Here is a 23306-nt window from a genome sequence, read left to right as displayed (position 1 = left end):
TTGGCTGGGCAACGAAAAATCCGGGGACTATCAACAAATGCGAATGCTTCTTATTATATCCATTGATAAAGAAGTGTTGACTAATGTGAAGCAGGGATAAAGCACTTTGGATACATCTCTGTGGCGCATAGGCCTCAGCCGGCTATGCAGAACCACCGCCCAGGTGGTTCACCAGCCACCCCAGCCAGAACAGCGCAAAGCCGATCAGCCCCCCCACCAAGGTGCCGTTGATGCGGATGTACTGCAGATCGCGGCCAATGTTCCATTCGATCAGCTCGCCCAGCTCACGCGCATCCCAGCGCTTGACGGTATCGGCAATATGGGTGCCGAAGAACTGCGAAATCTCCGGCGCCAGCTCCTGCACCCACAGCTCCATGCGGGTGTTGAGCGAACTGCGCAGCGCCTGGTCGGCTGCCAGCGACTTGCCCAGCCACAGGCCCATGCCCCGCACATTGCGCGCCATCGCCGAATGCTCGTTGGCCAGATCGGCCTGCAGGCTGGCGCGCAGGCTTTGCCACAGCTCCTGCACATACTCGCCCACGGCAGGGTCGTGCTGCAGGTAGCGGCGCACTTCCTCGCCCTTGGCATGCCAGGCGGGGTCCTGGGCCAGGCGCTCCACCCACTCCTGCATGGTCTGGTCAAACTTGGCGCGCAGCACATGGCTGGGGTTGTCGGCAATCGCATCGAGCAGGTGCTCCAGGCTGCTGGCGATCATCGCCGAGCCCTTGTCGCTGAGCCAGCCGGTGGGCAGCATTTTTTCTTTGAGCGGGTGTTCGGTCTTGAGCCAGTGCGCAATGGTCTGTGCGATCAAGGTGCGGGTTTCGGCCTCGTGCAGCAGCTCGACCAGCTTGTCCAGCGCCTGCGCCAGCAGCACCTGGTGGCGGCCGTTGTGCGTCAGCACGGTCAGCACCTTGGACAGCGACTGTGACAGGTCGATCTGGCCCAGCAAGGTGCGCAGTGCCAGCTTGATGAAGCGCTCCACCTGCGCATCCTGCACGGTGGCCAGCGCAGCTGCCGCCAGGCGTGCCACCTGGTGGCCCAGCAGCTCGGCATTGGCCGGCGCCTTGAGCCACTGCGCCAGCTTGTCCGCCGGCTGGTGCGTGCGCACCAGCTGCACCAGCGAGTCGCCATCGAGAAATCGCTCGCGCACAAAGACGGCCAGGTTCTCGCCGATGCGGTCCTTGTTGCGCGGGATGATGGCCGTGTGCCGCGAGATCCACGGAATCGGGATGTGCTTGAACAGCGCCGCCACCGCAAACCAGTCGGCCAGCGCGCCGACCATGCCCGCCTCGGTCATCGCCCGCAGGCAGCGCAGCGCCAGCTGCCAGTGGTGCGATTGCGCAAACGGCTGGCCCAGGCACCAGCTGGCCAGCACAAACATGCAGGCCACGGCCAGCAGCAGCAGCAACGGGGTGAGCTTGGCGCGGCGCAGCAGACGCTGCTGCGCATCAGTCAGTAGCAAGGGCATGGCGACCACTGTAGCGGCAAGCAGCAGAGCTTGCCAAGTCAGCCAACGGCGCGGTTTCCCATTCCCGGACGCGGTGCCCGCAAAAGTGTGGACAATGGCGGCCTGTGCGGCACAGCGCCGCGTTCTCTACTGCACTGACCATGACCGATACCACTGCCCGCCCCGAACTGCCCGACCACCTGTCCATCGACCCCAAGAGCCCGCATTTTGTGCGCGAGGTCTTCAACCACGACATCGGCATCCGCTTCAACGGCACCGAGCGCGTGGATGTCGAGGAATACTGCGTGAGCGAAGGCTGGGTCAAGGTGCCCGCCGGCAAGACCGTGGACCGCAAGGGCAAGCCTTTGCTGATCAAGCTCAAGGGCAAGGTCGAGGCCTATTACAAGGACTGAGTCCTGGCCTGATCACCTCCGCCGTGCTGCGCTGAAGCGGCCCGTAAAACGAAAACCCGACCCAGGCTGGCCTTGCAAGGCGAGCATGGCTCGGGTTTTTTGCCTGCGGCGGCCGGTGCCGCACGCGCCTCAGCGCTTCAGAGGCCCGCGATCAGGCCAGCGCCTCGGCCGGGCCAAAGAACTCATAGCGCACCTGGGCATCGGGCACGCCCAGCTTGCGCAGCGAGGCCTTGACCGAACGCATAAAGGGCTTGGGGCCCAGAAAGTACACATCGGCATCGCGCGAGGCCGGCAGCCATTGGCCCAGCAGGTCCTCGGTCAGACGGCCCTGGGCAGCGACTGCCTCGCCGTCGGCCACCTCCTCGTACACATAGCGCGGCTGCAGCTGGCTGTGCGCCTGCGCCAGCGCATCGATCTGCGGGCGGAAGGCATGCACGGCACGGCCCCGGGCGCAGTGGATAAAGGTGACCGGGCGGTCGGTCTGCAGCGCGGCTTCGAGCATCGGCAACGTGGGGGTGATGCCCACGCCGCCGCTGATCAGTACCAGCGGGCGCTTGCCCGCCTGCAACGTGAAATGGCCGGCCGGTGCAAACAGCTCCAGGGTGTCGCCCACTGGCAGATCATGCAGGTAGTTGGAGACCTTGCCGCCGGGCTCGCGCTTGACGCTGATGCGGTAGCTGCGGCCATTGCTGGGCGCGGACAGCGAGTAGTTGCGGCGCTGCTCGGTGCCACCCACGATGGCGCGCAGGCCGATGTACTGGCCCGGCTGGTGGGCAATCACGGCCTTGCCGTCCACCGGCTCCAGATAGAAGGAGCTGATCTCGGCGCTCTCGGCCACCTTCTGCACCAGCTTGAAGGTACGGGCACCGCGCCAGCCGCCTTCGGCATGGGCGATGTCGTCATAGGCCTTGGCCTCGGCAGCGATCAGGATGTCGGCCAGCTGGGTGTAGGCAGCGGCCCAGGCATCGATCACCGCATCGGTGGCAATCTCGGCGCCCAGTACCTCGCGTATCGCGCGCAGCAGGCAGCTGCCCACGATCTGGTACTGGTCCGGCTGCACCTGCAGCGCCACATGCTTGTTGATGATCTGCGCGGGCAGGTCGCCCAGGTTCTCCAGCCTGTCGATGTGTTTGGCATACATCAGCACGCTGTGGGCCAGCGCGCGGGGCTGGGCGCCGCTTTGCTGGTGGGCCTGGTTGAACAGCGGGCGCACCTCGGGGTACTCGCTCAGCATCATCTGGTAGAAGTGCGTGGTCAGCGCCTCACCGCCGGTCTCCAGCAGGGGGACGGTGGCCTGGATGATCTGTTTTTGGCTATCGCTCAGCATCTAACTCTCCTTGCATGTGGTTGTTCTTGGTAGTGCATGCATCGTGCCAACACCAGGTTTGTGGAATATCAATACCTTGCACAATGCATGCAGTCATACTGACCACTGGTAAATGCTGTGTTTTTGACACCCCGAGTCGTTTTGACATCCTCCAAAATCCTCCACGCGGTGATTCCGCTGGTCGCCGATCTGGCCCAGGAACTGCCCGAGCGCGAGCGCCTGCGCCGCCTGCTGGCCGCGTTGCGCACCCTGCTGCCCGCCGATGCGGTGGCGCTGCTGCGCCTCAACGGCGAATGGCTGGAGCCGGTGGCCATCGATGGCCTGGTGCCCGATACCCTGGGCCGGCGCTTCAAGGTGGCCGAGCACCCGCGCCTGGCCCAGCTGCTGGCCGCCGGCCAGGCAATGCGCTTTGCACCCGACAGCCCCCTGCCCGACCCCTATGACGGCCTGATCACCACACCGGGCGAGCTGCATGTGCATGACTGCATGGGCTGCGTGCTGCAGACCGGCGGCCTGGCCTGGGGCCTGCTGACCCTGGATGCGCTGGAGCCCGACCGCTTTGCCGGTGACAATGCGCTCGAGCTGCTGCAGGCCTTCAGCAACCTGGCCGCTGCCACCGTGGCCACGGCCGAACGGGTGCAGCAGCTGTCCCAGGCCGCGCGCAGCGCCGCTGCGCCGGCACCGCGCAGCCCGGGAGCGGACCGCAGCCGCCAGATCCTGGGTACCAGCCCGGCGATCCGCCAGCTGCAAGGCAGCATTGCACTGGTCGCCGCCAGCGACCTCTGCGTGCTGATCACCGGCGAGACCGGCACCGGCAAGGAGCTGGTCGCCCAGGCCGTGCATGCGCAGTCGCCGCGCGCAGCGCAACCGCTGGTCAGCATCAACTGCGCCGCGCTGCCGGACAACCTGGTCGAGAGCGAGCTGTTCGGCCATGTGCGCGGCGCCTTCACCGGCGCATTGAGCGAGCGGCGCGGCAAGTTTGAACAGGCGCAGCACGGAACGTTGTTCCTCGACGAGGTCGGTGAGCTGTCGCTGGCGGTGCAGGCCAAGCTGCTGCGCGTGCTGCAAAGCGGCCAGCTGCAGCGCCTGGGTTCGGACCGCGAGCACCAGGTCGATGTGCGCGTGATTGCCGCCACCAACCGCGACCTGGCCGCCGAGGTGCAGGCCGGCCGCATGCGCGCCGATTTCTACCACCGCCTTTGCGTCTACCCCGTCGTGGTGCCGCCGCTGCGTGCGCGGGACAGCGACACCCTGGTGCTGGCCGGCTGCTTTCTCGAAGAGAACCGCGCCCGCCTGCAGCTCGGCGGCCTGCGCTTGGATGCCGCCGCCCAGGCCGCCCTGCTGCGCTACCCCTGGCCCGGCAATGTGCGTGAGCTGGAGCACTGCATCAGCCGCGCCGTGCTCAAGGCGCTGAGCCGCACGCTGGGCCAGCGCAAGGACAGCGCCAGGCCACGCATGCTGAGCATCGGCGAGGAAGACCTGTGGGATGGCGCCGCCGCCGCACCGCTGCCGCCCGGCCAGCAGGCAACGGTCCGCATCGTGCCCCTGCCAGTTGCCGACGTGGCCGACGGGCCAGCCGCCAGCGCCGGGGCCTTGGGCCTGCGCGCCCAGGTGGAGCGCTACGAGCGCCAGCTGCTCAGCGCCAGCCTGGCCCGCCACCACGGCAACTGGGCCGCAGCCGCGCGCGAGCTGCAGCTGGACCGCGCCAACCTGCAGCGGCTGGCCAAGCGCCTCGGGGTGGAGCGCTCAAGCCTTGGATGAACTGGGCCACCCGAACAACAAAAAGCCTCCGCGCCAGCAAGACGCGAAGGCTATGGAGCTGAGAACCGGCTCTTGGGGAGCCGGGGTTTACTGGCCCTTGATGCCCAGCAGTTCCACTTCAAAGTTCAACGTGGCATTGGGCGGGATCACGCCGCCAGCGCCACGGGCGCCGTAGGCAATCGAGGCCGGGCAGGTCAGCTTGGCCTTGCCGCCGACCTTCATCAGCTGCACGCCTTCGGTCCAGCAGGGGATGACACCTTGCAGCGGGAACTCGATCGGCTCACCGCGCTTGTAGGAGCTGTCGAACTCCTTGCCGCTGTCAGGGAAGGTGCCTTTGTAGTGCACCTTGACGGTGTCGGTTTCCTTGGGGCTGGCGCCGGTGCCGTCCTTGATGCTTTCAAACACCAGGCCGCTCTTGGTCGTCACAGGCTTGCTCTGTGCCTGGGCCAAGCCGGCGGTCAGGGCGATGGCAGCGAACAGTGCGCTGGCAGTCAATGCTTTCATGGCGAAATCCAATCGAATGTTCTTCAAACAAAACCAGCATTCTGCACCTGGATGGCAGGCGCGGAACGCGTTAAAAACACAAGTTAACCCTTAATACCCAAACCATCGAGCGCCTGGCGCAGATGGCCCACGGTGCGCTCGACGTTATGCCATTTGTCGAGGCCAAACAGGCCGATGCGGAAGGTCTTGAACTCCGGCCCTTCATCGCACATCAGCGGCACGCCGGCAGCGGTCTGCAGGCCCACGCTGGCAAATATCTTGCTGTTCTGGATCTCCGGGTCGGTGGTGAAGCTGACGACCACGCCGGGCGCCTCGAAACCGGGCGCCGCCACGCTGGGAAAGCCCCGCGCCTTGAGCAGTGCGCGCACCTCTTGGCCCAGCTGGGTCTGCTCCTGGCGCAGTTTGTCCAGCCCATAGGCCTCGGCCTCCTGCATCACCTTGCTCAGTTGCACCAGCGAATCGGTGGGCATGGTCGCATGGTAGGCATGCTGGCCTTTTTCGTAGCCTTCGGCAATCTGCATCCACTTCTTCAGATCGCAGGAGAAGCTGCTGCTCTTCGTATCCTCGATCGCCTTGCGCGCACGCTCGGAGAGCATCACCATCGCGCAGCAAGGCGGGCCGCTCCAGCCCTTCTGCGGCGCGGTGATCAGCACATCGACACCGGTCTTTTGCATGTCCACCCAGATGGCGCCGCTGGCCACGCAGTCGAGCACCATCAGTGCGCCGACCTCGTGCGCGGCGGCGCTGATGGTCTGGATGTAGCCGTCGGGCAGCACAATGCCGCTGGCGGTCTCGACGTGCGGGGCAAACACCACCTGGGGCTTTTCGTTGCGGATCGCAGCGGCCACTTCTTCGGCCGGGCAAGGTGCCCAGGCATCCTGCGGGCCGCTGCCCTGGGGGCGGGCCTTGCAGATCACGGCGCTGCCGCCCAGGCCGCCTTCTTCGAAAATCTGGGTCCAGCGGTAGCTGAACCAGCCATTGCGCACGATCAGCACCTTGGCGCGGTTGGCGAACTGGCGCGCCACCGCCTCCATGCCAAAGGTGCCACTGCCCGGCACGATCACGGCCGTGTGCGCATGGTAGGTGGTCTTGAGGATGCGCAGCACCTCACCCATCACACCAATGAAGCGGTGCGACATGTGGTTGAGCGCGCGGTCGGTGTAGACCACCGAAAACTCCAACAGGCCATCGGGGTCAACGTCGGGTAGCAATCCTGGCATGGGGGTCTCCTGTCTATTTGAGGGGGTACACAGAACAATCGGGGGCCAGCTTAGCACGCAGCACCATGCGCTGCCGCCGGGCCGGTGGGGGTAGGCAGATGGCGCCGTTCAATGGGCGCTGCCGTAGTCGCGCTGGCCAAAGATGCCGCTGCCCACGCGCACCATCGTCGATCCGGCCTGCACGGCGGCCTGCAGATCGGCCGTCATGCCCAGCGAGATGGTGTCCCACTGCGCCAGCTGCGGCAGGCCCATTGTGGCGATGCTGTCGAACACCGCCTTGACCCGCTGGTGCACGGCCAGCTGGGCGGCAAAGTCGGGCACGACATCGGGGATGCTCATCACGCCCCGCAGCTGCAACTGGGGCAATTGGGCCACCTGCTGCACCAGCGCCGCCACCTCGCCCGGCGCCACGCCGGACTTGGTGATGCCGCCATCGACATTGACCTGGATGCAGACCTGCAACGGCGCCAGCTGCGCGGGCCGCTGGGCGGACAGGCGCTCGGCGGTCTTGAGCCGGTCCACCGTGTGCACCCAGTCAAAGTGCTCGGCCACCAGCCGCGTCTTGTTGCTCTGGATCGGGCCGATGCAGTGCCACACCAGGCCCTGGTCCTTCCAGGCATCGTGCTCGGCAAAGTAGCGGATTTTCTCCACCGCTTCCTGGATGTAGTTTTCGCCAAAGGCGCGCTGGCCGGCCTCGGCCGCCTGGGCAATGGCATCGACGCCAAAGGTCTTGGAGACGGCCAGCAGCTGCACGCTGTTGCCGGGGCGGCCACAGGCCTGGCAGGCATTGTCGATTTGCAGGCGAACCTGCTGAATTTTTTCGGAAATCGTGCTCATAATGTAAAAATATGCACTGCCTTGGAACGTGTTGACCACGAGGCCTTGCACTCAAAGCGTACCAAAACAACGAGGGAACTGCAGTGGATATCACCCAATTGCTGGCATTCAGTGTCAAAAACAAAGCGTCTGACTTGCACCTGTCTGCAGGCCTGCCGCCGATGATCCGGGTCCACGGCGATGTGCGCCGCATCAATGTCGATCCGCTGGACCACAAGCAGGTCCATGCGATGGTCTACGACATCATGAGCGACGCCCAGCGCAAGCAGTACGAAGAATTCCTCGAAGTCGACTTCTCGTTCGAGATCGAGGGCCTGGCGCGTTTCCGGGTCAACGCCTTCAACCAGAACCGCGGCTCGGGCGCCGTGTTCCGGACCATTCCGAGCAAGATCCTGACCCTCGAGCAGCTCAACGCGCCCAAGATCTTTGCCGACCTGTCGCTCAAGCCGCGCGGCCTGGTGCTGGTGACCGGGCCGACCGGCTCGGGCAAATCCACCACCCTGGCGGCGATGGTCAACTACCTCAACGAAAACGAATACGGCCACATCCTGACGGTGGAAGACCCGATCGAATTCGTCCATGAATCCAAGAAATGCCTGATCAACCAGCGCGAGGTGGGGCCGCAGACGCTGTCGTTCAGCGCCGCACTGCGCTCGGCACTGCGGGAAGACCCGGACGCGATTCTGGTCGGCGAAATGCGCGACCTGGAAACCATCCGCCTGGCGATGACCGCGGCAGAAACCGGCCACCTGGTGTTCGGCACCTTGCACACCTCCAGCGCCGCCAAGACCATCGACCGGATCATCGACGTCTTCCCCGCCGAAGAAAAGGAAATGGTCCGGGCGATGCTGTCCGAATCGCTGCAGGCGGTGATCTCGCAGACCCTGTGCAAGACCAAGGACGGCCAGGGCCGTGTGGCCGCGCACGAGATCATGCTGGGCACGCCGGCCATCCGCAACCTGATCCGCGAGGCCAAGGTGGCGCAAATGTATTCGACCATCCAGACCAGCAACAGCATGGGCATGCAGACGCTGGACCAGAACCTGACCGACCTGGTGCGCCGCAATGTGATCAGCCCGGCCGAGGCGCGCAGCAAGGCCAAGACGCCGGAGAACTTCCCGGGTTAAGCATCGCGAAACACGCCGGAAGAGCTTATTCATTGAATAACTGACAAACGGTTGCACGAAGGGCACCAGCGGTCATTGCCAGTACCGCAGGTGCCCTTTATGCTTTGCGGGATCAAAGGAGACCATGGGCCATGAACCGCTTGCATTCCGCATCCCCGGCAGACGAGCCCGCCGAGGCTGATACGGGCTTCTTCCTCCATGGCTTCCAGCAGGCCAGCACGTCGCAGGCGCCCTATGTGCTCTGGAGCCAGCGACGCAAGGCCATCCATGCCCAGCTTCTGGCACCGGCCGACCCCGCCACCGCCCTGCGCATGGTCTGGGCGCAGGATGCCGCGCTGTCCCTGCTGCAATCCCCGTTCATTGACCAGATGGTGCAGTACCTGGAGTTCTACCAGGTGCCCGCGCTGCAAACCCTGATCCAGCAAGGCGAGCTGGGCGACTACATGCTGATCGTGCTGAGTGGCCAGGTCCGTGTCGAGCGCCAGCTGGCCAGCGGCCAGACCGTGCACCTGGCCGATACCCACCCTGGCGAGGTGCTGGGGGAAATGTCTCTGTTTGACAGCAGTCCGCGTTTTTCTTCGTGCATCACCACCACCGACTGTGCGCTGGCTGTGCTGAAGGCCGATACACTGGACGCCATGATGGAGTTGGACGCGTCCACGGCCGCCTATTTGCTGGCCTTGTTTGCGCGCAAACTCTCCACGCGGCTGCGGCAGACCAGCGCCCGGATAGAGCCCTGAGCCTCTCAGGGCGCCCGTCCTCGGGGCGTTTCTGTTGCATAAGCAACAATAACGGAGCCAGAGAGGATTGTCATGGAACGGGATCAGGCCAGTAAGTTCATCAACGACCTGTTGAAGCTGATGGTGCAGCGCAATGGCAGCGATTTGTTCATCACCGCTGATTTTCCGCCGGCGATCAAGATCGATGGCAAGGTCACCAAGGTCTCCAGCCAGCCGCTGTCGCCCACCCACTCGCTGACGCTGGCCCGCTCGATCATGAGCGACAAGCAGGTGGCCGAGTTCGAAAAGACCAAGGAATGCAATTTCGCGATCTCGCCCGCCGGCATCGGGCGTTTTCGGGTCAACGCCTTCATGCAGCAGGGCCATGTCGGCCTGGTGCTGCGGACCATTCCACTGACCTTGCCGACGATCGACGGCCTGGGCGTGCCCCAGGTGCTCAAGGACCTGGCGATGACCAAGCGCGGCCTGTGCATCATGGTCGGCGCGACCGGTTCGGGCAAGTCCACCACGTTGGCGGCCATGGTCGACTGGCGCAACGAAAACTCCTACGGCCACATCATCACCGTGGAAGACCCGGTCGAATTCGTCCACCCGCACAAGAACTGCATCGTGACCCAGCGCGAAGTGGGTCTGGACACCGACAACTGGGAAGCGGCGCTGAAAAACACGTTGCGCCAGGCTCCGGACGTCATCCTGATGGGCGAAATCCGCGACCGCGAAACCATGGAACACGCGGTGGCGTTTGCCGAAACCGGTCACCTGTGCCTGGCCACCCTGCATGCCAACAGCGCCAACCAGGCGCTGGACCGGATCATCAACTTCTTCCCCGAAGAGCGCCGCGCGCAGCTGCTGATGGATCTGTCGCTGAACCTGCGCGGCCTGGTGTCCCAGCGCCTGCTCAGCAAGCAGGACAGCAAGGGCCGGGTCGCGGCGGTCGAGGTGATGCTGAACTCACCCTTGATCTCGGACCTGATCTTCAAGGGCGAGGTCAACGAGATCAAGGAGATCATGAAGAAAAGCCGTAACCTGGGCATGCAGACCTTCGACCAGGCGCTGTTCGACCTGTACGAGGCCAACATGATCACCTACGAAGATGCGCTGCGCAACGCCGACTCGGTCAACGACCTGCGCCTGCAGATCAAGCTGGGCAGCCAGCGCGCCAAGCGCAGTGATCTGGCCGAGGGCACGGAGCACCTGACAATCGTTTAAGCTGTCAGCGTTTTGGGTTTTCAGCGACACGGCACCCAGGCCCGCCTTGGGTGCCGCTCTTTTTGGAGTCACCGCAATGGCATCGAGTATTCAAGCACGCAGCTATGACAGCACCCCTTCCCTGAACGTCGCCTTTTTGGGCCTGGGCGTCATGGGCTACCCCATGGCGGGCCACCTGGCCCAGGCAGGCCATGCGGTCACCGTCTACAACCGCACCGCGCAAAAGGCGCAAAGCTGGTGCGAGGAATTCGCCAGCTCCAAGGCCCCCCGCCATGCCGCCACACCGCGCGAGGCTGCAGCCGGCGCCGACATCGTGTTCTGCTGCGTCGGCAATGACGATGACCTGCGCTCGGTCGTGCTGGGCGCCGATGGCGCGCTGGCCGGCATGAAGCCTGGCGCCATCTTTGTGGACCACACCACCGCCTCGGCCAATGTGGCCCGCGAGCTGTATGCCGCCGCCCGGGCCCAGGGCCTGCACTTTATCGATGCGCCGGTCTCCGGTGGCCAGGCCGGTGCGGTCAATGGCCAGCTCACCGTCATGTGCGGTGGCGATGAGGCCGTGTTCAACAGCGTCAAGCCGGTGGCGATGGCGTTCTCGCGCGCCTTCACCCTGCTGGGCAGCAGCGGCGCGGGCCAGCTGGCCAAGATGGTCAACCAGATCTGCATCGCCGGTGTCGTGCAGGGCCTGTCCGAGGCGATTGCATTCGGCATGAATGCCGGCCTGGACATGCCCCAGGTGCTGGACGTGGTCAGCAAGGGTGCCGCGCAAAGCTGGCAGATGGAAAACCGGGGCAAGACCATGGTCGAGGGCAAGTTCGATTTCGGTTTTGCAGTGGACTGGATGCGCAAGGACCTGGGCCTGGTGCTGGACGAGGCCAAGCGCAATGGCTCGCGCCTGCCGCTGACCGCGCTGGTGGACCAGTTCTACGCCGATGTGCAGCAATCGGGTGGCAACCGCTGGGATACGTCGAGCCTGATCACCCGCCTGGGCAAGAAGGCCTGACCGCCCCCCAGAACGCAAAAAAGGCCGCTGAAGCGGCCTTTTTGTTGTGTGCCGAGCAGGCTCAGGGCTTGGTCGTGAACCCATCGTTGAGCGGCTGCACCGGCGTCGTGTTGACCGGCGAGGTGGTCACACCGGTCGACACCGGTGCGGCCGCAGGCGCTGCTGGTGCGGCCGCTGGCGCAGGCACGACGGTCGCTGCCGGGGTGCTGATGGCCGATGCACTGCTGTCGTTGACCACCGGAGCGGCATTGCCGGTGCTGCGGTTGTTGCTCAGGGACTTGAGCTCGTCTTCACTGATGATCTCGAAAACGCGCACGACCTTTTGCACATTGGCCACGCCCCGGGCGATTTCTGCAGCGCGCTTGGATTCGCGCTCGGTCACGCGGCCCATCAGGTAGACCACATTGCGCTCGGTCAGCACCTTGATGGCGCTGGAGCTGAGGTCCTTGGCATCGATGATGCTCGCCCGCACTTTGCCGGTGATCAGCGTATCGGTCGAACGCTGCGACAGGCTGGAGTTGAACATCACCGCCACATCATTGACCACGGTCTTCACGTTCTGGGTGGCCTTGGCCGCTTCCTCGGCCTTTTGCTTGAAGGCTTCGTTCGGCGCTTCCCCGGTCAGCAGCACCTGGCGGTTGTAGCTGGTGACGTTGATATGCCCGTCATTGCCGGCACGCTCGCGGATGGCGCTGGCCACGCGCAACTCAATGCTCTCGTCCTCCACCTGGATCCCGGCGGTGCGGCGGTCGATCGCCATCACCGTGCCACCGACGGCGGCGCCGCCGATCACCAGCGGAATGCAACCCGAGACGGTCGCAGCGACCGTTCCAGCCGCCACCAGACTCAGCGTCAATCGCTTCCAAGACACAGGCATCATTCCTCTTCTCCTAACAATTGGGTATCGATTCCGTCAATCAGGCAGTGCAGCACCAGCTGGTGCACCTCGCGCACGCGGGTGCTGCGGTCATGGGGCACGCGCATCAGCACATCGGTTTCGCTCAAGGCATTGGCCAGCAACCCGCCGGTGCGGCCGGTCAGCACCACGGCGGACATGTCGCGCTCATGCGCCGCTTCCACCGCGCCGAGCAACGCCCGGTCATGGCCATCAGCGCTGATGACCAGCAGTAGATCGCCGGGCTGGCCCAAAGTTCGCACCTGGCGCGCCAGGGTCTGCGTGTGGCCTTCGGCCGTCAGGCTGCTGCCCAGCTGGGCCTGCGCCAGCGCGCCGTTGTCGAGCACCATCGCGGCCAGCTCGGGGCGCTCGCGCTCCATGCCGCTGACGCACATCGCGGCGAACTGCGCCGCCTGCGCCCAGGACAGGCCATTGCCGCAGCACATCACCTTATTGCCGCTGGTCACACAGGCGAGCAGCGCGTAGACCGCGCTGGCGACGCTTTCGCTCATCTCCTGTGACACCTGGTAATGGAGATCGGCGCTATCGATAAAGTGCTGTTGGATGTGTTGCTCAAGCATGGAGGCCCGATGATAACCTTGGCAGGTTTCCCCCTGGGGCCGGGATGATGACTTTTCTCAGCCCATGCGTATGCAAAGCCCGGCAACTGCGCGCTTCAGGACCCTTTGCAAAACCCTTGCAAGATTCTTGCCCACCGGGATGGACGCGGATCGCCCAAGCCCCCGTTGAGACCACGGCAACACGTTTTGCAGAGCGTCCTCAGCCCCCATCGGGCACATCAAAGGCGGCCCGCAGCCAGACGATCTCCTGCTCGACCAGCACCGCATCAAAACGGCAGGCCGGCTGCTGGCGCAGGCTGGCCAGGTAGTGCCGGGCGGCCAGGATGATGCGCCGCTGCTTGGTGCCGCCGATGCTGCCGCCCGCACCGCCAAAGCCGCCGTGCTGGCGCTGGCGCACCTCGACAAACACGACGGTGCCATCGCGCTCCTGCATCACCAGATCGATCTCGCCGCCGCCGCGCCCGGGCGTGCGGTAATTGCGCGCCAGCGGGCGCAGGCCTTGTTGTTGGAGATAATGGAGCGCGGCATCTTCTGCCCGCTGGCCCCGCAGCTTGCTGTTGTCCGCCCCTTCGCTGGCGGCCTGCGGCAATGCGGCAGGCGCGCGAGGGCTGCGCCATTTTTCAAGGATCTTCCACGGTGTCTGCATCTTTCACCTCCGCTTTGCAAGCAGCCCAGGCTGCAGCCGGCACCCAGCACTACCCTGCCTCCACCTTGTACGTGGTGGCCACCCCCATCGGCAACCTGGCCGACATCACCCTGCGCGCGCTGCATGTACTGGAGCTCGCCGACGCCGTGGCCTGCGAGGACACCCGCCACACCCACAGCATGCTACGCGCCTACGGGGTTGGCAAGTCGGGCGGCCAGCTGATTGCGGTACACCAACACAATGAGGCCGAGGCGGCCGAGCAGGTCATCAGCCGCCTGCAGCAAGGCCAGCGCATCGCCTATGTCAGCGACGCTGGCACACCCGGCGTCAGCGACCCGGGCGCACGCCTGGCCGCCGCCGTGGCGCGCGCGGGCCTGCGCGTCAGCCCCCTGCCCGGCGCCAGCAGCGTCACGGCGCTGGTCAGCGCTGCGGGCGCGGTCGCCGGCGAAGGCGCCAGCAGCGGCTTTGCGTTCATCGGTTTTCTGCCGACCAAGGCGCAAGAGCGCCAGCAAGCCGTGGCCCAGCTCGCACAAGACCCGCGCACCCTGGTGCTGCTGGAAGCGCCCCACCGCATTGCCGACCTGGCCCAGGCGTTGGCCGTGCTGCAGGACCGGCCCGTGACCTTGGGCCGCGAGCTGACCAAGCAGTTTGAGGACATTGCCACGATGCCCGCAGCCGATGTGCCCGCCTGGCTGGCGGCCGACCCGCACCGCAGCAAGGGCGAGTTTGCGCTGCTGCTGCACCCGCAGGCGGTGCAGACCGATGGCCTGGCCGATGCGCACCGCGTGCTGGCGCTGCTGCTGGCCGAGCTGCCGACCAAGACCGCCGTCAAGCTGGCCGCCGACATCACCGGCGCGCCGCGCAATGCGCTGTATGACACGGCGCTGGCCTGGAAGCGCGATGCCGAGCAAGCCGGCGGCTGACCGCCGTTGGAGCGTCTAGCGCTTAGGGGAAATCACAGCGCCTGGCCGTGCACCAGGCCCGCCGCCACACCACCGAACAGATCGCCCTCGACCTGCGGGGTGTCCGGAAAAACCTGGGCCAGCGCGGCGCGCAGCGGCTGCAAGGCCGACGAACCACCCGTCAGGTAGATCGCATCGATCTGGCCCTGCTGCAAGCCCGCCGCCTGCACACAGTCGAGCGCGCATTGCGCGACCTGGGCCAGCAAAGCCTGCAGGCACTGCTGCAGATCGGCGGGCCAGACCTCGGGGCTCAGGCCCGGCTCCAGCCAATCGACGTCCAGCTTCTGCACACTCTGCTGGTTCGACAGGCCGATCTTGGTCTCCTCGACCGCATTGGCCAGGCGGTGGCCCCAGTGCTCTTGCAGCAAGCGCACCAGCCGGTCGTGCAGCGCGGTGTCGCTGTAGCTGCTGCGCAATGCCTGCACCTCGCGCTGGCGCTGCGGGCTGTACAGCCACTGGATCAGGTGCCAGGTGGAGAGGTCATGGAACACCGCACTGGGCACCTCGCGCCCGCTGGGCCCCACATGCTGCAGACCCAAGAGCGGCATGGCCGCCATCAGGCTCAGGCGCCGGTCAAAGTCGGTGCCGCCAATGTGCACGCCGGTGGTGGCGAGGATGTCGCTGCTGCGCTCGGGCTTGTTGCGGCGCTGCGGGCCCAGGCGCACCACGGTGAAGTCCGAGGTACCGCCGCCAATGTCGACCACCAGCACCAGCGCTTCGTGGGCGATGCGCTGCTCATAGTCCAGCGCTGCCGCAATCGGTTCGAGCTGAAAGCGCACATCCTGAAAGCCCGCTGCCTGCGCGGCCAGCTGCAGCGCGGTTTGCGCGGCCTGGTCGCGCCCGGCATCCTCGTCGACAAAATGCACGGGCCGGCCCATGACCACGGTGCTGGGCAGACGGCCAATCTGGCGTTCGGCGGTGGCGGCCAGCTGCTGCACAAAAAGCGCCACGATGTCCTGGTACGCGACCAGCTTGCCATGCACCACCGTCTTCTCCTGCATCAGCGCGCTGCCCAGCAGGCTTTTGAGCGAGCGCATCAGCCGGCCTTCGGTGCCTTCCAGATAGCGCGATACCGCGTCGCGCCCATAGTGGGTGCTGTGGTCCTCGGTGTTGAAGAACACGGCCGTCGGCATCGCTTGCGAGGCGCCCTCGGCCTGCAACAGCGTGGAAGGCCCGGGCGCAGCCAGGTCGGCCTTGAACGCCATGGCGGAGTTGGAGGTGCCGAAATCAATGCCCAGGATGGCGGGTGCAGATGACATAAAGACCAGGTCCGACGGGGGAATCGGACGAAAAAACAAGGCATGCAGACTGCGCAGAATGCAGACAGGTGCCGGTAAAAAAAGGGAAAAGCCTCTGCCCCCTTGCGGGAACAGAGGCCCAAATGCGACTGGCCTGACACGGAGCCGGCTGACCCAGGCGTGCGCTGCAAGAACCTGTGAACCATCCTTGTGCGCCGCGACGTGAAAATTATAGGGCAAGCGCATGCGGCGACTACGGACAAACCATAGCTTGTACTGATAGGCCCATACACAGACTTTTGCACTGCTGCTATGCTCTGCGCTCCCTGCACTACCGCTGGCGCCCGCTCGCCCCTGCCTCCCATGCAAGTCACCCACAGCATCGCAGAACTTCGACAAGCGCTGGCCGGGCGCGGCCGGCCCGCCTTCGTGCCCACGATGGGCAATCTGCATGCGGGCCATATCTCACTGGTGCACGAGGCCAAACGCCACGGCGCGGTGACGGTGGCGAGCATCTTCGTCAACCGCCTGCAGTTCCTGCCCACCGAAGACTTCGACAGCTATCCGCGCACCTGGGAGAGCGACTGCGCCCAGCTGCAGGAGGCCGGCTGCGACATCCTGTTCGCACCGCGCGAGAAGGACCTGTACCCCGAGCCGCAGCTGTTCAAGGTGCAGCCCGACCCGGCGCTCGCCGACATTCTGGAGGGCGCGTTCCGGCCCGGTTTTTTCACAGGGGTCTGCACCGTGGTGATGAAGCTGTTCAGTGGCGTGTTTGCCACCACCGGCGGGGGCGCGGCCATCTTTGGCTGGAAGGACTACCAGCAGCTGATGGTCATCCGCCGCATGGTGGCGCAGTTTGCGCTGCCCATCGAGATCATCGGCTGCCCTACCGCCCGCGCCGGCGATGGCCTGGCGCTGAGTTCGCGCAATGGCTACCTGAGCGCGGCCGAGCGCCAGCAGGCCATGGCCCTGTCCCGGGCGCTGCAGGCACTGGCCCGCGCCGCCCGCAACGCGCCGCACAACCTGCCTGCGCTGGAAGCGGAGGCCATGCAGTCGCTGCGTGCCCAGGGCTGGGAGCCCGACTACCTGACCGTGCGCCAGCGCCACAACCTGTTGGCACCTGACGCCAGCGAGGCGGCCAGCGCTGCGCTCGTGGTGCTCGGCGCCGCGCGCCTGGGCAGCACGCGCTTGATCGACAACCTGGAGTTTTGACGCAGCGCGGCCACCCGCTGGCCGCTGCGCAGGGGCAGAGGCGCATGCACCAGGCACCATGCCTGCTCTGCGCCATTCTGTGCCGCTGACGCTCTGTATTTAATAGCACCTGAGCCCCACACCGGGCGCTGCACCCTGCAGCAGCCTGCTGCACCGGTGGATGACAATTGTTTGCCTGGGCGACGCCGTTCTGCCCAAAAAACAGACATATCAATTCATCAATCGACGGTACATTTTCATTCGAAGTCTCAATTCATAACAGCAGCTCTGCGCGCCCATCCGGCCTGCAGCAGTTGCTCGTATGGGGATTTTTACGCCCTGGTTATGATGCATATTGATACAAATAAACGATACTGGTTACCCTCAAGGACGGAGACTCGCATGCGCGCCTCGTGGACCAACCAGACCCAACGGGAAGAGAAATGACCCATCCATTGATGTTTTTCCGGCTGCTGATCGCCGCCTTCCTCCTGTGTCTCGGCGCACAGCATGCCTTTGCGCAAAAGGTGCTGCTGCTGACCACCAATGTCACTGAGCCCAATGCAGAAAAACCTGACGCCGTCGGCGCCTACGAGAATCTGCAAAACGAGTTTGCCAGCGCGCTGGCCAATCCCAGCGATCTCACCAAGTTGTCGGTGCTGGGCAATCCCAACGCCATCTCGCAGGCCACCTTCACCGTAGCATCGGGCTCGCCCTATGACATCGTGATTGTCGCGGCTACCTACAAGCCGATCGACCCCACCAACTGGGCAGTACTGCAAAGCGCCGTCGCCAACCGCTGGGCCAATTCCATCGTTTTCTTTATCGATGGCTGCTGTGAGGCGGAGAACGGCGGCAACGGCGGCAGACTGGTGGCTGCGCTCAATGGTGGCACGGGCTCTGCATTCGAGCTGGGCAGCCAGCTGAATGCGATTACCTCCTTTCCGCTGAACACCAACTCTCCCTTTGCCCCCTCCTTCAGTGCGCTGAACCCTTTCGCAGGCGGCTATATCACCTATATCAACAAGGTGCAAGCAATGCGCTGTACCTGGCCTCCGGTACCCCTCCAGCCAGCTTCCCGGCGCCAGGCGCCACGCCCACCAACAACGTATACGGCCTGCTGATTCCCACTGCCCAATCGAACGCCGGCAAGGGCGCCTGTGTTTTTGCCGTGGTGGACATCTCTCCTTTCATCGGCGCCCCCTGGAACGCCAACAAAACCAAGGTGGCTCCTGCATTTCTGAATGCCGCCACCTCGGAGAATGGCGCCTGCGGCCTGCCCAAGATCAGCAAGAGCTTTGACAAGACCGATCTCTATCTAGGTGGCAGCGACAACACGGCAGCGCTCACGATCACGCTGTCCAACGGCACGCCCACCGACATCAGCAACGTCAACCTGACCGACAACCTGCCCGCACCGCTGGTGGTGGGCACCGGCACCGTGGGCAGCACCTGCACCGCCAACAGCCTCAGTGCGTCACCCGGCTCGAACGTGGTCAGCAACAGCGCCTTCACGATTCCGTCGGGCGGCTGCACCATCACGGTGCCGGTCGTCTGGCCCAACACCGTGGCCGGCCGCCAGGCTTGCATCGACACGCCCTCGGTCACCAACACCATTACCCCAGGCACCGACTTCGTATCGCCGACCGGCCAGGTCAATACCCCCGCCACTGCTACCCTCGCCTGCCATGCCGCGCAACTCGCGATTGCCAAGCAGGTAGTCTGGCCTGCCAACGTCACGCCCGTCGATCTGACCGGCACCAGCTTCCCGGTCTCGGTGGTCTGCACCGGCACCGATGGTGTGGCCGCACCGGCGATCAACGCCAGCATCACGCTGAACACGGCAACGACGGGCAGCGTCTCGGTCACACCGGTGATCTCCAGCGGCAGCTGCGTGGTGGCCGAAGGCACCCGCCCTGCCGCCCCCGCCAACCACCTCTGGGTCGAAGACCCGGCGCCGAGCACGACGGTCACAATGGCAGCGCCCCCGGCAGCCAACACCGCGCAACTGGTCAACACCCTCGCGCGCGCCAACACCGACATCACGATCAGCAAGACCGTGGCCGGTGGCCCGGCTCCAGGGGTGAGCGGCAGCTTCAGCTTCACCGCCAACTGCGGCGCCGATGGCAGCTTCAACACGACCGTCAGCTTGAGCGGCAGCAATGCCGGCGCGATCGCGATCACCAACGTACCCCAGGGCGCCAGCTGCACCGTCAGTGAGAATGCAGCGATGCCGCCGGCCCCTGCGGATTATGCGTGGAGCACGACCCTGCCTGCGCCGGTGAGCCTGGTGACCGCGGCCGCCGGCAACACGGCCTCCTTTGTCAACACACTGGTGCGCACGGCCCCTTCAACGCCGGCAGCGGTGCCCACGCTCGATACCGTCAAGCTGCTGCTGATGGCCGCCACCCTGGCGCTGCTGGGCATGCTGGCGATGCGCCGCAAGCAGCAGCGCTGAACCGGTCACAGCCACCGCGGCTGACCACGAACCACCACTCCAGCCGGGGCCCGGGTTTGGCATGGCGCCAGGCCCGGGCCTTTGGTTTTGAGCCAAGGTTTGCACTTTGCGCGGTAACGGCAGGTCTTCAGATGGCCAGGGATGCCCAGGGATGCCCAAGTGGCCAAGGTGTTGCCAAACGGCCTTCCACTCCTCTGATAACGGAGGGCCCGCTGTGTACATCCACGGCGCCCGGCGCCCGCGCACGGACTGCTCGGCAGCGGCCGCCGGGCCAGGCCACCGACGCGTGACCGGCCAGACAGCGATGCGCTGCGCCGCATTGCAGACGCTCTGGTATCTGGCATCCGCCCCCGCCTGCCCGCAGCTGCTGCGGGCTGCCCCTAGCGGATCTTGGTGTTGCCGGGCGGCTCGTAATGCTGGCCGGGAAAGAAGACCCGCTCGATCTCGCGCAGCGAGCCTTCGCCCAGCGAGCGGATCTTCAGCAGATCCACGGGATAGGCCGCTCGCAGCTGCTCCGGGGTGGTGATGCCGCCGCGTGCCAGTGCGCGCACGATGGCCACCGGCAGCGATCCATTGAGACAGGAACCCGACACAAAAGGAAGCACCGCCAAGGTATGCGACGGCATGTAGGCGTGGCCAGGGAAGAACGCCTTTTCAATTTTGCGCAACCTCAGCAAGCCGATACCTTTGAGCGTCAGCAGCTGCTGCGGGTAGGCCTTGCGCACGGCCTCTACGCTGTCTATCCCGTTGCGCGCCAGGATCCGGATGACCGAGGCAGGCAACTTTCCGTCTAACGGAGTCGAAGGGGGAGACGCAGAACCATTTGCCATATGGATGAGATCATAATCATCTTCGCTTAATGGTGTTTTGGATTGTCTTTCGGGATTTCATCGGCTCAAACCGCTGGCCATCAAAGAAGACGGTCTCCACTTCCCGCAGCGCCTTGATGCCAAAGCCGGTGATGTCCACCAGCCGCCGTGGATAGGTGGCCACCAGTTGCTGCACGGTCTTGATGCCATTGCGCCGCAGTGTGATCAGCACGCGGCGGGAGACCAGCCCTTCGAGCGACGTGCCTTCCAGGTCCTCGGTCTCGATCGGGGGAGGCACCGGGGGCTCGTAGCGCCGGCCGGGGAAGAGCAGCTCTTCGATCTGCCGGAAACGCACCGGCCCCAGGTAGTGGATCTTCAGCAATTTAGCGGGGTACAGCGCCACGACCTGGTCCACCGTCGTGATGTCGTGTCTGGCCAGCAGCTTCCACAGATCGGGTGGCAGCAGATCTTGCAGGGGCCGGTCCGCCTGGACGGGCAGGATGGAGGGGGATGTAGTCATCTGTAACCATCGTATCGCCTTGGCCTTGCAAAATATTACACAGAGGCGTCAGATGAGATTTGTTGACATGTCTTATACAGTCGGTCGCATGTCAGCATGCCTGCCCGCCCGGCGCGCCCCGTGCCGCTTGCGCGTTCCGGCAGGCGTCAGGGGCTGGCGCCTGCGGCTCTGCGCTGCGCTGTTTCCTTGCGCCTGGCTGTGCTGGCCAGGTACAGCGTTCCCAAAATGCACAGGCTCAGCGCCGGCCATCCCACCACCCACAGGCCCAGCAGACCTTCGGCAAAAAACAGCAGGCAAATGCCGAGCTGGTTGCGGCCCAATCGGCGGCGCGCAGCAGAGGGCACGGCCGCAGTCGGCGTGGCCGCTGCAACGCTGCGTTGGCGCGCCGGCTCCTTATGCCCCTGCATTTCAGGGGCCAGACTGCTGTGGCGATGTTGCGGGGCATGCGGCATGGTGTTGAGTCCTCCGGTACGGTGGGGTTGACGATGTGCAGCCGTGGCATTGCGCCCGCGGATCCCGATCGCAGCGCGCATGTCGGCCTCGGCCCCGAATATAGTGAAATTACATTGGATTCCACAAATTGAATTCTGGCCCCTTTCCGCTCCACACACAACCATATCTGTTGGATTTCAACTAGACAGATATGATCAACAAGAAGCTGGCCGAGCAGCCTTTGGCCCAACTCTTGGGGCAACGCATTGCCGAGCTGCGCAAGTCGCGCCGGTGGACGCAGGCGCAATTGGCAGAACGGCTGCATGTGGAGCCGGAGACCATCAGCCGCTTTGAGCGCGGTGCATCCGCCCCGTCACTGCATACGCTGGAGAACCTCGCGTCGGTACTGCGGGTCAGCATTGGCGACCTGCTGGCCCACAGCTCCACCGCCCCCGATGACCAGGCCATGCGCATCAGCGCATGGCTGTCCGAGTTGAAACCGTCGGACCGTGCCTTTGTCACCGGTATCGTGCAGCAGCTTTGTGAGCGCTTGCGTTCGCCTGGGGATTGACCGAAGGCTCGGTCTCAGCCCTTGTGGAGAGAGGCACATCGCATCCCTGCAGTGCAGAGTTACGGCGCCATGCCCCGGTTGCTGCAGTTTCATTTCTTCCAATACTCACCTTTGAGATTGCTCCTGAAAGGATCCTTTTGAAGCCGCTCCATGTCACGTCTTTCGTGACGACAGCTTACCACAAAGTCACGAGACTCGTGACATGCCTTCTGCCCTCTCTCCCACTTCAACCATCCTGGGCCGCCGCATGCGAGCCCGGCGGGAAGACTTGGGCTGGTCGCAAGAAAAAGTCGGCGTACTGATAGGCATTGATGAATCTGCAAGCCGTGCGCGCATCAGCCGCTATGAACTGGGTACGCATGAGCCTCCCGTCAAAACGGCACGGCTGATTGCCGAAGCATTGCAGGTGCCGCTTGCCTATCTGTACTGCGAGGATGACGACGCTGCCCTGCTCTTGTTGTCCCTGGGAACGATGAGCAAAAACAAGCGTGCCAAGGCGCTGGCACATTGGCTGGCAGAGATCGCCTGAATCATTGAAGTCCAGTCGGACAGATGACGAGCGAGCGCCAGCTTCAGCGCAAGCATCTAACGCAAGCAACCCGAATGTAGAGATAAGTATGGCCATGACCTCCTGGCGACCACCCCAGCACATCAAAGTCAAGGCCCTAGGCCTGCACTGGCGCAACGGCAAACTGCTGGCCGCCGAGGTCGCCAATGACGAAGGCCGTCTGACAGGGGTGCGCCCTCTGGGCGGCAGCGTGGAGTTTGGCGAGCGCTGGCAGGATGCGCTCAAACGCGAGTTCATCGAGGAGCTGGAGGTCGAGGTGGAAGTTCCAGGCCCGCCCCTCGTGATGGAGAACATCTACCGCCACCACGGGGCCGTTGGCCATGAGGTGCTGTTCATCGCCGAGGTGGTGTTTGATGCAGCACGCTTCGCGCATCTGGATAACATCCGCTTTCGCGAAAACAGCGGCAGCGTCTGCACGGCACGCTGGTGGGACGTGGCTGCGCTGGATATGCCAGGCGGCCCGGCACTGTTCCCGGCGGGGCTCAAGCAGGCGCTGCTGTCAGCGGCAGACGGATCCGCACCACGGGCCCAAAGACGCAGCCCCTAGACGCAAAAAAGCCCATCGCAGAGGATGGGCTTCAGAATGCGTTTGGTGGCCTGGCGCGGAATCGAACCACGGACACGCGGATTTTCAATCCGCTGCTCTACCAACTGAGCTACCGGGCCAACACAAGCTAGCATTATAGCCTGAGCGGAGAGCCTGGCCGGCAACTTGGGGGCAATTGCTGCGCATCCGATGCCTTGCGCATACAAGAAAGCCTCTGCACCATGTCTGATGCAGAGGCTTGTTGTTTTGGTGGCCTGGCGCGGAATCGAACCACGGACACGCGGATTTTCAATCCGCTGC

At 64.6% G+C, this 23306-nt stretch carries 24 protein-coding genes, 1 tRNA gene and 1 pseudogene; 13 read left to right on the top strand and 13 right to left on the bottom strand.

Going from position 1 to position 23306, the window contains the following annotated elements; all coding sequences use genetic code 11:
* Nucleotides 1-142: 142 nt before the first annotated feature.
* On the bottom strand, nucleotides 143-1468 hold the full coding sequence (locus ACCQ08_RS21030; protein WP_239810366.1) for a DUF445 domain-containing protein: 1326 nt from the start codon (nucleotides 1466-1468) through the stop codon (nucleotides 143-145).
* A 140-nt stretch (nucleotides 1469-1608) separates the two neighbouring features.
* Between ACCQ08_RS21030 and ACCQ08_RS21025 the strand changes: the two genes are divergently transcribed.
* A complete protein-coding gene (locus tag ACCQ08_RS21025; protein WP_133858265.1) occupies nucleotides 1609-1860 on the top strand; it encodes a DUF3297 family protein in 252 nt (83 codons plus the stop codon).
* A gap of 151 nt (nucleotides 1861-2011) precedes the next feature.
* On the opposite strand, the gene hmpA is transcribed toward ACCQ08_RS21025, so the two are convergent.
* Complete coding sequence (hmpA, locus tag ACCQ08_RS21020) at nucleotides 2012-3187, bottom strand: NO-inducible flavohemoprotein (protein WP_373450896.1); 1176 nt, start codon at nucleotides 3185-3187, stop codon at nucleotides 2012-2014.
* Nucleotides 3188-3328: 141 nt separating this feature from the next.
* Here hmpA and norR point away from each other — a divergent pair, with 141 nt between their 5' ends.
* Nucleotides 3329-4948, top strand: coding sequence for a nitric oxide reductase transcriptional regulator NorR (gene norR / locus ACCQ08_RS21015; RefSeq protein ID WP_373450895.1), 1620 nt, complete (start codon nucleotides 3329-3331; stop codon nucleotides 4946-4948).
* Between the two features lie 87 nt (nucleotides 4949-5035).
* Here norR and ACCQ08_RS21010 read toward each other — a convergent pair whose 3' ends face one another.
* From ACCQ08_RS21010 to ACCQ08_RS21000, 3 genes are all read right to left on the bottom strand, one after another.
* Nucleotides 5036-5452 carry an FKBP-type peptidyl-prolyl cis-trans isomerase gene (locus ACCQ08_RS21010; RefSeq protein ID WP_312417570.1) on the bottom strand — a complete coding sequence of 139 codons (417 nt, stop codon included), beginning with the start codon at nucleotides 5450-5452 and terminating at the stop codon, nucleotides 5036-5038.
* 83 nt (nucleotides 5453-5535) lie between these two features.
* Entirely contained in the window at nucleotides 5536-6672 is a 1137-nt protein-coding gene (locus ACCQ08_RS21005; RefSeq protein WP_373450894.1) for an alanine--glyoxylate aminotransferase family protein, read from the bottom strand.
* Between the two features lie 108 nt (nucleotides 6673-6780).
* On the bottom strand, nucleotides 6781-7509 hold the full coding sequence (locus ACCQ08_RS21000) for a YggS family pyridoxal phosphate-dependent enzyme (protein WP_373450893.1): 729 nt from the start codon (nucleotides 7507-7509) through the stop codon (nucleotides 6781-6783).
* 83 nt (nucleotides 7510-7592) lie between these two features.
* Here ACCQ08_RS21000 and ACCQ08_RS20995 point away from each other — a divergent pair, with 83 nt between their 5' ends.
* The 4 genes from ACCQ08_RS20995 to ACCQ08_RS20980 all read left to right on the top strand — a co-directional run bounded on the left by ACCQ08_RS20995 (nucleotide 7593) and on the right by ACCQ08_RS20980 (nucleotide 11588).
* Nucleotides 7593-8636 carry a type IV pilus twitching motility protein PilT gene (locus ACCQ08_RS20995; protein ID WP_239810360.1) on the top strand — a complete coding sequence of 348 codons (1044 nt, stop codon included), beginning with the start codon at nucleotides 7593-7595 and terminating at the stop codon, nucleotides 8634-8636.
* Between the two features lie 131 nt (nucleotides 8637-8767).
* Nucleotides 8768-9376, top strand: a complete 609-nt coding sequence (locus ACCQ08_RS20990) for a cyclic nucleotide-binding domain-containing protein (RefSeq protein ID WP_239810359.1) — start codon at nucleotides 8768-8770, stop codon at nucleotides 9374-9376.
* Between the two features lie 72 nt (nucleotides 9377-9448).
* Complete coding sequence (locus ACCQ08_RS20985; RefSeq protein ID WP_239810358.1) at nucleotides 9449-10585, top strand: PilT/PilU family type 4a pilus ATPase; 1137 nt, start codon at nucleotides 9449-9451, stop codon at nucleotides 10583-10585.
* A gap of 76 nt (nucleotides 10586-10661) precedes the next feature.
* Entirely contained in the window at nucleotides 10662-11588 is a 927-nt protein-coding gene (locus tag ACCQ08_RS20980) for an NAD(P)-dependent oxidoreductase (protein ID WP_239810357.1), read from the top strand.
* Between the two features lie 217 nt (nucleotides 11589-11805).
* Here ACCQ08_RS20980 and ACCQ08_RS20975 read toward each other — a convergent pair.
* The 3 genes and pseudogenes from ACCQ08_RS20975 to ACCQ08_RS20965 all read right to left on the bottom strand — a co-directional run.
* Nucleotides 11806-12465 (bottom strand): annotated as a pseudogene (locus ACCQ08_RS20975) (BON domain-containing protein); the annotation flags it as partial.
* Nucleotides 12465-13064, bottom strand: a complete 600-nt coding sequence (locus ACCQ08_RS20970; protein ID WP_239810356.1) for an SIS domain-containing protein — start codon at nucleotides 13062-13064, stop codon at nucleotides 12465-12467. The pseudogene ACCQ08_RS20975 and the gene ACCQ08_RS20970, both read right to left, overlap by 1 nt.
* Before the next feature lie 199 nt (nucleotides 13065-13263).
* Nucleotides 13264-13710 (bottom strand): YraN family protein, encoded by a 447-nt coding sequence (locus ACCQ08_RS20965; RefSeq protein WP_239810355.1) that lies wholly within the window; start codon nucleotides 13708-13710, stop codon nucleotides 13264-13266.
* Between ACCQ08_RS20965 and rsmI the strand changes: the two genes are divergently transcribed.
* The gene (gene rsmI, locus ACCQ08_RS20960) at nucleotides 13701-14633 is read left to right on the top strand and encodes a 16S rRNA (cytidine(1402)-2'-O)-methyltransferase (protein ID WP_239810354.1); all 933 of its coding nucleotides are present in this window, start codon (nucleotides 13701-13703) and stop codon (nucleotides 14631-14633) included. The two genes, ACCQ08_RS20965 and rsmI, sit on opposite strands and share 10 nt — an antisense overlap.
* Nucleotides 14634-14665: 32 nt before the next feature.
* Here rsmI and ACCQ08_RS20955 read toward each other — a convergent pair whose 3' ends face one another.
* Nucleotides 14666-15931, bottom strand: coding sequence for an Hsp70 family protein (locus tag ACCQ08_RS20955; protein ID WP_373450892.1), 1266 nt, complete (start codon nucleotides 15929-15931; stop codon nucleotides 14666-14668).
* Nucleotides 15932-16273: 342 nt separating this feature from the next.
* Here ACCQ08_RS20955 and panC point away from each other — a divergent pair, with 342 nt between their 5' ends.
* The 3 genes from panC (at nucleotide 16274) to ACCQ08_RS20940 (ending at nucleotide 19559) form a co-directional block, all read left to right on the top strand.
* Nucleotides 16274-17122, top strand: coding sequence for a pantoate--beta-alanine ligase (gene panC / locus ACCQ08_RS20950; protein WP_239810352.1), 849 nt, complete (start codon nucleotides 16274-16276; stop codon nucleotides 17120-17122).
* Between the two features lie 422 nt (nucleotides 17123-17544).
* A complete protein-coding gene (locus ACCQ08_RS20945; RefSeq protein ID WP_373450891.1) occupies nucleotides 17545-18225 on the top strand; it encodes a hypothetical protein in 681 nt (226 codons plus the stop codon).
* 50 nt (nucleotides 18226-18275) lie between these two features.
* Nucleotides 18276-19559 (top strand): DUF5979 domain-containing protein, encoded by a 1284-nt coding sequence (locus tag ACCQ08_RS20940; protein ID WP_373450890.1) that lies wholly within the window; start codon nucleotides 18276-18278, stop codon nucleotides 19557-19559.
* A gap of 380 nt (nucleotides 19560-19939) precedes the next feature.
* Here the strand turns inward: ACCQ08_RS20940 and ACCQ08_RS20935 are convergent, their stop codons facing one another.
* The 3 genes from ACCQ08_RS20935 to ACCQ08_RS20925 form a co-directional block, all read right to left on the bottom strand.
* On the bottom strand, nucleotides 19940-20341 hold the full coding sequence (locus ACCQ08_RS20935) for a helix-hairpin-helix domain-containing protein (protein WP_239810350.1): 402 nt from the start codon (nucleotides 20339-20341) through the stop codon (nucleotides 19940-19942).
* 64 nt (nucleotides 20342-20405) lie between these two features.
* The gene (locus ACCQ08_RS20930; protein ID WP_373450889.1) at nucleotides 20406-20888 is read right to left on the bottom strand and encodes a DNA-directed RNA polymerase subunit alpha C-terminal domain-containing protein; all 483 of its coding nucleotides are present in this window, start codon (nucleotides 20886-20888) and stop codon (nucleotides 20406-20408) included.
* A gap of 146 nt (nucleotides 20889-21034) precedes the next feature.
* On the bottom strand, nucleotides 21035-21295 hold the full coding sequence (locus ACCQ08_RS20925; protein ID WP_373450888.1) for a hypothetical protein: 261 nt from the start codon (nucleotides 21293-21295) through the stop codon (nucleotides 21035-21037).
* A 236-nt stretch (nucleotides 21296-21531) separates the two neighbouring features.
* Between ACCQ08_RS20925 and ACCQ08_RS20920 the strand changes: the two genes are divergently transcribed.
* The 3 genes from ACCQ08_RS20920 (at nucleotide 21532) to ACCQ08_RS20910 (ending at nucleotide 23006) form a co-directional block, all read left to right on the top strand.
* A complete protein-coding gene (locus tag ACCQ08_RS20920; RefSeq protein ID WP_373450887.1) occupies nucleotides 21532-21891 on the top strand; it encodes a helix-turn-helix domain-containing protein in 360 nt (119 codons plus the stop codon).
* A 202-nt stretch (nucleotides 21892-22093) separates the two neighbouring features.
* The gene (locus tag ACCQ08_RS20915; protein ID WP_239810346.1) at nucleotides 22094-22420 is read left to right on the top strand and encodes a helix-turn-helix domain-containing protein; all 327 of its coding nucleotides are present in this window, start codon (nucleotides 22094-22096) and stop codon (nucleotides 22418-22420) included.
* Between the two features lie 94 nt (nucleotides 22421-22514).
* On the top strand, nucleotides 22515-23006 hold the full coding sequence (locus ACCQ08_RS20910) for an NUDIX hydrolase (RefSeq protein ID WP_373450886.1): 492 nt from the start codon (nucleotides 22515-22517) through the stop codon (nucleotides 23004-23006).
* 43 nt (nucleotides 23007-23049) lie between these two features.
* Here ACCQ08_RS20910 and ACCQ08_RS20905 read toward each other — a convergent pair.
* Nucleotides 23050-23125, bottom strand: a tRNA-Phe gene (locus ACCQ08_RS20905).
* Nucleotides 23126-23306: the final 181 nt, after the last annotated feature.

Origin of the sequence: Comamonas sp. SY3 (genome assembly GCF_041730275.1) — a bacterium.
Lineage (GTDB): Bacteria > Pseudomonadota > Gammaproteobacteria > Burkholderiales > Burkholderiaceae_C > Comamonas > Comamonas sediminis.
This window is presented reverse-complemented; position numbering and strand designations above follow the sequence as displayed.

Excerpts from the sequence above, each read along its gene's own strand:
- ACCQ08_RS21030 (WP_239810366.1), bottom strand. The coding sequence starts at position 1,468 with ATGCCCTTGCTACTGACTGATGCGCAGCAGCGTCTGCTGCGCCGCGCC.
- ACCQ08_RS21025 (WP_133858265.1), top strand. The coding sequence starts at position 1,609 with ATGACCGATACCACTGCCCGCCCCGAACTGCCCGACCACCTGTCCATC.
- hmpA (WP_373450896.1), bottom strand. The coding sequence starts at position 3,187 with ATGCTGAGCGATAGCCAAAAACAGATCATCCAGGCCACCGTCCCCCTG.
- ACCQ08_RS21010 (WP_312417570.1), bottom strand. The coding sequence starts at position 5,452 with ATGAAAGCATTGACTGCCAGCGCACTGTTCGCTGCCATCGCCCTGACC.
- ACCQ08_RS21005 (WP_373450894.1), bottom strand. The coding sequence starts at position 6,672 with ATGCCAGGATTGCTACCCGACGTTGACCCCGATGGCCTGTTGGAGTTT.
- ACCQ08_RS21000 (WP_373450893.1), bottom strand. The coding sequence starts at position 7,509 with ATGAGCACGATTTCCGAAAAAATTCAGCAGGTTCGCCTGCAAATCGAC.
- ACCQ08_RS20990 (WP_239810359.1), top strand. The coding sequence starts at position 8,768 with ATGAACCGCTTGCATTCCGCATCCCCGGCAGACGAGCCCGCCGAGGCT.
- ACCQ08_RS20985 (WP_239810358.1), top strand. The coding sequence starts at position 9,449 with ATGGAACGGGATCAGGCCAGTAAGTTCATCAACGACCTGTTGAAGCTG.
- ACCQ08_RS20980 (WP_239810357.1), top strand. The coding sequence starts at position 10,662 with ATGGCATCGAGTATTCAAGCACGCAGCTATGACAGCACCCCTTCCCTG.
- ACCQ08_RS20970 (WP_239810356.1), bottom strand. The coding sequence starts at position 13,064 with ATGCTTGAGCAACACATCCAACAGCACTTTATCGATAGCGCCGATCTC.
- ACCQ08_RS20965 (WP_239810355.1), bottom strand. The coding sequence starts at position 13,710 with ATGCAGACACCGTGGAAGATCCTTGAAAAATGGCGCAGCCCTCGCGCG.
- ACCQ08_RS20955 (WP_373450892.1), bottom strand. The coding sequence starts at position 15,931 with ATGTCATCTGCACCCGCCATCCTGGGCATTGATTTCGGCACCTCCAAC.
- panC (WP_239810352.1), top strand. The coding sequence starts at position 16,274 with ATGCAAGTCACCCACAGCATCGCAGAACTTCGACAAGCGCTGGCCGGG.
- ACCQ08_RS20945 (WP_373450891.1), top strand. The coding sequence starts at position 17,545 with ATGACCCATCCATTGATGTTTTTCCGGCTGCTGATCGCCGCCTTCCTC.
- ACCQ08_RS20930 (WP_373450889.1), bottom strand. The coding sequence starts at position 20,888 with ATGACTACATCCCCCTCCATCCTGCCCGTCCAGGCGGACCGGCCCCTG.
- ACCQ08_RS20925 (WP_373450888.1), bottom strand. The coding sequence starts at position 21,295 with ATGCAGGGGCATAAGGAGCCGGCGCGCCAACGCAGCGTTGCAGCGGCC.
- ACCQ08_RS20920 (WP_373450887.1), top strand. The coding sequence starts at position 21,532 with ATGATCAACAAGAAGCTGGCCGAGCAGCCTTTGGCCCAACTCTTGGGG.
- ACCQ08_RS20915 (WP_239810346.1), top strand. The coding sequence starts at position 22,094 with ATGCCTTCTGCCCTCTCTCCCACTTCAACCATCCTGGGCCGCCGCATG.
- ACCQ08_RS20910 (WP_373450886.1), top strand. The coding sequence starts at position 22,515 with ATGACCTCCTGGCGACCACCCCAGCACATCAAAGTCAAGGCCCTAGGC.